At 57.0% G+C, this 6392-nt stretch carries 6 protein-coding genes and 1 pseudogene; 6 read left to right on the forward strand and 1 reads right to left on the reverse strand.

The window, feature by feature from the left end; translation table 11 throughout:
* Positions 1 to 5: 5 nt before the first annotated feature.
* Complete coding sequence (locus tag ACR0MP_RS20955; RefSeq protein ID WP_170393747.1) at positions 6 to 608, reverse strand: helix-turn-helix domain-containing protein; 603 nt, start codon at positions 606 to 608, stop codon at positions 6 to 8.
* A gap of 147 nt (positions 609 to 755) precedes the next feature.
* Here ACR0MP_RS20955 and glyA point away from each other — a divergent pair, with 147 nt between their 5' ends.
* The 6 genes and pseudogenes from glyA to gcvT form a co-directional block, all read left to right on the forward strand.
* Complete coding sequence (glyA, locus tag ACR0MP_RS20960; protein WP_170465569.1) at positions 756 to 2009, forward strand: serine hydroxymethyltransferase; 1254 nt, start codon at positions 756 to 758, stop codon at positions 2007 to 2009.
* 11 nt (positions 2010 to 2020) lie between these two features.
* Positions 2021 to 3400, forward strand: a complete 1380-nt coding sequence (lpdA, locus tag ACR0MP_RS20965) for a dihydrolipoyl dehydrogenase (RefSeq protein WP_170736205.1) — start codon at positions 2021 to 2023, stop codon at positions 3398 to 3400.
* Between the two features lie 14 nt (positions 3401 to 3414).
* Positions 3415 to 4359, forward strand: coding sequence for a lipoyl synthase (gene lipA / locus ACR0MP_RS20970; protein WP_170406893.1), 945 nt, complete (start codon positions 3415 to 3417; stop codon positions 4357 to 4359).
* 25 nt (positions 4360 to 4384) lie between these two features.
* Complete coding sequence (locus ACR0MP_RS20975) at positions 4385 to 5758, forward strand: alanine/glycine:cation symporter family protein (RefSeq protein WP_170587242.1); 1374 nt, start codon at positions 4385 to 4387, stop codon at positions 5756 to 5758.
* A gap of 76 nt (positions 5759 to 5834) precedes the next feature.
* Entirely contained in the window at positions 5835 to 6257 is a 423-nt protein-coding gene (locus ACR0MP_RS20980) for a universal stress protein (protein WP_480886677.1), read from the forward strand.
* Positions 6258 to 6273: 16 nt separating this feature from the next.
* A pseudogene (gene gcvT / locus ACR0MP_RS20985) lies at positions 6274 to 6392 on the forward strand (glycine cleavage system aminomethyltransferase GcvT); the annotation flags it as partial.

A 6392-nucleotide genomic window follows, 5' to 3' on the forward strand; every position in this document is an offset into this window, starting at 1 on the left:
ACGCGTCATTCCAGCGAAACCCACAAGACCCTGGCGTCTTCCTTACTCGTAGAAATACAGCCATGCCCCATACCGCTATCGTAGTACAGAGAATCTCCGGGTTTCATCGGTAAGGGGCGGTAATGCTCGGATACGAATATCAACTCGCCACTGATAACGTACATGAATTCTTCGCCTGTGTGCCTGATCCAGTTCTCATATTCTGATATGTCACGCGCTTTTATCGTCGCGATATAAGGAAGCATTCGCTTACTGGTCAGGTCCGAGCACAGCAATTCGTGCATGTAGGTCGGCGTATTTCTTATCTCGCCTTGCCCTTTCGGCGTAAAATCACGTCGCCCCGAAATTCCCGATTGGGCGGACTGCAAGAACAGCTGTGGCGTATTCATGTCCAAGGCCTGTGTCAGCCGCCGCACGATCTCGAAACTTGGACGTGTCTGGTTGTTTTCGATCTTTGAAAGTGTTGATCGACCGATTCCCGCTTCGCGCCCGGCCTCCTCCAATGTCCAGCCTTTTGCGCGGCGTGCATCCCGGATCGACCGACCCAAAGCCGCCCCCTCGTCCTGTTCTTCCGGTCCGGCACCATCTTTCAGGTTGTCCTCAGACATGGGAATCTCCTTGTTTTATCACAGCTTACTCATTTCCCCCGAGCCAAACAACTTTACTGTGATGAAATTTTTGTTGCCTTGCGTACACGAATTCCACTATAGGAAACATAATTTCGTACACTGGAAACGAGATTACAGGAGGAGATCATGTTCACAAAACCGCTCACCGAGGCTGATCCCGTCATCGCTGCATCGATCGCACGCGAGGGCATACGCCAAGCTGAACAGATCGAACTGATCGCTTCCGAGAACATCGTCTCTCAGGCAGTGATCGATGCGCAGGGTTCCGTACTTACAAACAAATACGCCGAGGGCTATCCGGGTCGCCGCTATTATGGCGGGTGTGAATATGTGGATGAGGTTGAGGCCGAAGCCATTGACCGATTGAAGAAGCTGTTTGGCTGTGAATATGCAAACGTTCAGCCGCACTCGGGCGCGCAAGCCAACGGGGCGGTTAAGCTGGCACTACTCAGCCCGGGGGACACGATTCTTGGTATGTCGTTGGATGCTGGGGGTCACCTGACCCATGGCGCAAAACCTGCCCAGTCCGGCAAGTGGTTCCGTCCGGTTCAATATGGCCTGACCCAGGCCGGGCTGATTGACTATGATCAGGTTGAAGAATTGGCGAAAGCCGAAAAGCCCAAACTGATCATTGCAGGCGCATCGGCCTATTCGCAAAAGATCGATTTCGCACGCTTCCGCGCCATTGCCGACGAAGTTGGCGCATGGCTTCTGGCAGACATGGCCCACATCGCCGGCTTGGTTGCGACCGGCCTGCATCCCTCGCCCATCGGGCACGCACACATTGTTACGTCGACTACGCACAAGACGCTACGCGGTCCGCGCGGTGGGATTATTCTTACAAACGATGAAGCGCTGGCAAAAAAGATCAACTCGGCTGTTTTCCCGGGTCTGCAGGGCGGCCCCCTGATGCATGTGATTGCAGGCAAGGCAGTCGCCTTTGGTGAAGCGCTGCAGCCTGAATTCAAAGAATATATGCAGCGCGTTGTCGACAGTGCCTCGGCCCTGGCCAACGTGATGATGGCGCGCGGGTGTGACATCGTTTCGGGTGGCACTGAAAACCACCTTATGCTGGTTGATCTGCGCCCAGTCGGCGTAACCGGCAAAGACGCCGAAGCGGCGCTAGAGCGTGCAGGATTCACCTGCAACAAAAACAGCGTTCCGGGTGATCCCGAAAAGCCCACTGTCACCAGCGGCATCCGTCTTGGTACGGCCGCAGGCTGCAGCCGTGGGTTTGGACCAGAAGAGTTCAAACAGATTGGCCACATGATCGGTGATGTGCTCGACGCGCTGGCACAATCGTCTGACGGTGACGAGACCGTCGAAAAGGAAACCCGTGAAAAGGTCCGCGCGCTCTGCGCAAGCCACCCGATCTACTGAAAGAAGACCAAATGACTTACGATCTTATTGTCATCGGGGGCGGTCCGGGCGGCTATGTCGCCGCGATCCGCGCGGCACAGCTGGGCCTGAAAGTCGCTTGCGTTGAAGGCCGCAGTGCGCTTGGCGGGACCTGTTTGAATGTGGGGTGCATACCCTCCAAAGCGTTGCTGACCTCCTCGGCCAAATATGCCGAACTTGCACATCTCTCCTCCCACGGTATTGCGGTCGAGGGGGCCAGCATCGATGTGCCCGCAATGATGGGACGCAAGGACAAGATCGTAGGCGACCTGACCAAGGGCATTGCGTTTTTGTTCAAGAAAAACGGCGTTGATCTGATCGAAGGGTGGGCCAGTATTCCGGCCGCTGGTCAGGTCAAGGTAGGTGACGAAGTCCATGAGGCCAAGAACATCCTCATTGCCACTGGTTCCGAACCTACTCCGTTGCCAGGAATTGAGATTGACGAGCAAGATATCCTCAGTTCGACGAGCGCGATTGCGCTGGAGAGTGTGCCCGAGCATCTGGTGGTGATCGGTGCCGGTGTCATCGGACTGGAACTTGGGCAAGTTTGGGCGCGTCTCGGAGCTAAAGTTACGGTCGTCGAATATCTGGACCGCGTGCTGCCCGGCATGGATGGTGAAATTGCCAAACTGGCGCAACGCGCGCTGTCAAAACGTGGCCTTAAATTCCAGCTGGGCCGGGCACTGAAATCCGTCGACAAAACGGATACTGGTCTGACACTAACTGTGGACCGCGTCGGCAAGGACAAAGAAGAAGTGATCGAGGCCGACAAGGTGTTGATCGCCGTGGGTCGCCGCCCAGTCACACGTGGCCTTGGCTTGGAAGAGCTGGGCGTGGCCGTGAACCAACGCGGTTTCATTGAAGTTGATGGCGCATTTCAGACATCTGTCCCGGGCATCTACGCCATCGGTGATTGCGTTCCCGGACCTATGCTGGCGCACAAGGCCGAAGAAGATGGTGTCGCCTGTGTAGAAATGCTGGCAGGCGAAGCTGGCCACGTCGATTACAACACTGTTCCCGGCGTGGTGTACACCGACCCCGAAGTCGCCTCGGTTGGTTTGACCGAAGAAGCACTGAAAGAATCCGGTGCCGAGTATTCGGTCGGCAAATTCGCCTTCATGGCGAACTCGCGCGCGCGTTCGACCGGTGAAACAGACGGTGCAGTGAAGGTTCTGGCAGACCCGAACGGCCAGATCCTGGGTGCGCATATATGCGGAGCCCATGGCGGCGATCTAATCGCTGAACTGGTTCTGGCGATGACAAAGGGCGCAACGGTGTCCGAAGTCGCTGCAACCTGCCATGCGCACCCGGCCATGGGCGAGGCCGTCAAAGAAGCCTGCCTCGACGCCTTGGGCCGCGCGATCCACGCATAAGGGAGACCAGCCAGATGACCATCCAGCTTCGCCCTCGCCACCCGGAAAAAGCCAAAAAGGCCGACAGTGTCATCCCGCGCAAGCCCAAGTGGATTCGCAAGAAAAAGGGCGACAGCGCTGAATACTATGAAACACGACGCCTCATGCGCGAGCATGATCTGGCGACGGTCTGCGAAGAAGCCGCCTGCCCCAATATCGGCGAATGCTGGTCCAAGCGCCACGCCACCATGATGATCATGGGTGAGGTTTGCACGCGGGGTTGTTCGTTCTGCAATGTCTCAACGGGTCGCCCGGATGCTCTGGATGTGTTTGAACCCGGGCGAGTCGCCGCCGCCGTCAAGAAACTGGGCCTGCTTCATGTGGTGATCACCTCGGTCGATCGCGATGATCTAGCAGATGGTGGGGCCGAGCATATCGCTCAGACCATCCGTGCCGTGCGCCATCAGAACCCCGGTACGACTGTCGAGGTTCTGACACCCGATTTTCTTGGAAAAGGCACTGCGTCAGAGATCGTATTTGAAGCGGCGCCGGACGTTTTCAACCACAATCTGGAAACTGTGCCGCACCTTTATCCAACTGTGCGACCGGGTGCACGCTATTACACCTCGCTGCGTCTGCTGGATGATGCCAAACGCGCGAACCCGGAGCTTTTTACCAAATCTGGCCTGATGGTCGGGCTTGGCGAAAGTCTGGACGATGTCCGTCAGGTCATGGACGACCTGCGCGCGGCCAATGTCGATTTCTTAACCGTCGGCCAATATCTGCAACCGACCCCTAAACACCATCCGATTGACCGGTTCTGGACACCGGAAGAATTTGCCCAACTGGAACAGATCGCGCGTTCCAAGGGCTTTTTGCACGTGTCGGCAACGCCGCTGACCCGATCATCGTTCCACGCGGACGAAGACTTTGCCGCCCTCAAGCAGGCCCGCCAGCGGGCTTTGGCGAACAGGGCATAAACCTAACGCAAATGGGAGGGAATCCATGGAAGCGTTAAATTCAATCGTAGGGGCCATCAATGGCGTCGTGTGGGGGCCGCTGATGCTGGTTCTCATTCTCGGCGTTGGCTTCTTCCTGCAGGTCGGCCTGAAGTTCATGCCGATCCTGCGCATTGGCACAGGCTTCAGCCTGCTGTTCAAAGGCCGCGAAGGTCAGGGCGAGGGCCAGATCAGCCCATTCAACGCACTGATGACCTCGCTATCTGCGACTATCGGTACGGGCAACATCGCTGGTGTGGCCACTGCTGTCTTCCTGGGCGGTCCGGGCGCCTTGTTCTGGATGTGGATGACCGCCCTGGTGGGCATGGCCACCAAATATGCCGAAGCTGTCTGCGCGGTGAAATACCGCGAAAAAGACGAGCTTGGTAACTATGTAGGCGGCCCGATGTACTACATCAAAAATGGCCTCGGCGCGAAATGGGCCTGGCTGGGTGTTGCATTTGCTCTGTTCGGCGCAATCGCGGCGTTCGGCATCGGCAACGGTGTACAGGCCAATGGTGTTGCACAGGTTCTGGAGTCGAACTTCGGCCTGAACACTTCGGTTACCGGCGTTGTCCTGATGGTTCTGACCGCGGCCGTGATCCTGGGCGGCATCACCCGCATCGGTGCGGTTGCCGGTAAACTGGTTCCCTTTATGGCGATTGCCTACATCGTCGCAGGTCTGCTGGTTCTGCTGATCAACATCGGCAACATCGGTTCCGCTCTGTCGCTGGTCTTCACCTATGCCTTCACCCCATCGGCCGCCGAAGGTGGTTTCGCGGGTGCCGCCGTTTGGGCCGCGATCCGCTTTGGTGTGGCACGTGGCGTATTCTCGAACGAAGCCGGTCTGGGTTCAGCTCCGATCGCGCATGCCGCGGCCGAAACCAAAGGTCCGGTCAACCAGGGCCTGATCGCGATGCTGGGTACGTTCATCGACACGATCATCGTCTGCACCATCACCGGTCTGGCGATCATCTCGTCGGGTGCGTGGACATCGGGTGAATCCGGTGCAGCACTAACCAGTCACGCGTTCGAACTGTCGCTGCCGGGTATCGGTGGGTATCTGATCGCCATCGCTCTGTCGATCTTTGCCTTTACCACCATTTTAGGCTGGTCCTTCTATGGCGAGAAATGTGTTGAGTTCCTGCTAGGCGTCAAATCCCTGCTCCCCTACCGCGTTCTGTGGATAGTCATGATCTATTTCGGTGCAACTGCGGATCTGGGCTTCATCTGGCTGCTGGCCGATACGCTGAACGCGATGATGGCCATTCCGAACCTGATCGCCCTGGCGCTACTGAGCCCGATCGTCTTCAAATTGACGAAAGAGTTCTTTGCCTCTGGCGGCAAGTCCGAAGAGCCGGGCGGCACACCCGCCGAATAATCTCGGATGAAAATACGGGGGGGCCATCCCGGCCCCCCGGCTTCAAACAGAATTCCATTTCTCGAGGAGAGACGTGATGGCCACGAAAATCCTGCTGCCGATTGATCACACCGACGACCGTTCGTGGAAGAACGCCCTGCCACTCGCACAAGAACAAGCAAAGTTCTACGGTGCCGAATTGCACGCGATTTCCGTCATTCCTGAGATCATCCAGTTGCCGAACCTGCCTGCCAATTATGGCGCAGGCGCAAAAGACCACGTGCGCGATGCGGTTCAGGCAATACTGGATCACAACGGTGCATCTGATGTGGCGGTCCATATCGAAGAAGGTAGCGTCTACCGCGAAATCCTGAAGCTCGCCTACAAAGAGGGCTTTGATCTGATCGTCATGGCCTCGACCAAAGGCGATTTTCCGAACTACGAGATTGGCCCGAACCTGGCCCGCGTCGTGCGCAACGCGCATTGCACCGTCACTGTCGTTCGCGACCAGTCCCGCTGATTGAAAGGTTAAGTTGATGACCGAATTAAAACGCACGCCTCTTCACGCTTTGCATGTTGAGTTGGGGGGTAAGTTGGTTGATTTTGCGGGATGGGAGATGCCTGTTCAGTATCCTTTGGGGATTATGGGGGAGCA

It is taken from the genome of Ruegeria sp. K3, assembly GCF_056531845.1.

Coding starts and splice junctions, on each gene's coding strand:
- ACR0MP_RS20955 (WP_170393747.1), bottom strand. CDS start 608: ATGTCTGAGGACAACCTGAAAGATGGTGCCGGACCGGAAGAACAGGAC.
- glyA (WP_170465569.1), top strand. CDS start 756: ATGTTCACAAAACCGCTCACCGAGGCTGATCCCGTCATCGCTGCATCG.
- lpdA (WP_170736205.1), top strand. CDS start 2,021: ATGACTTACGATCTTATTGTCATCGGGGGCGGTCCGGGCGGCTATGTC.
- lipA (WP_170406893.1), top strand. CDS start 3,415: ATGACCATCCAGCTTCGCCCTCGCCACCCGGAAAAAGCCAAAAAGGCC.
- ACR0MP_RS20975 (WP_170587242.1), top strand. CDS start 4,385: ATGGAAGCGTTAAATTCAATCGTAGGGGCCATCAATGGCGTCGTGTGG.
- ACR0MP_RS20980 (WP_480886677.1), top strand. CDS start 5,835: ATGGCCACGAAAATCCTGCTGCCGATTGATCACACCGACGACCGTTCG.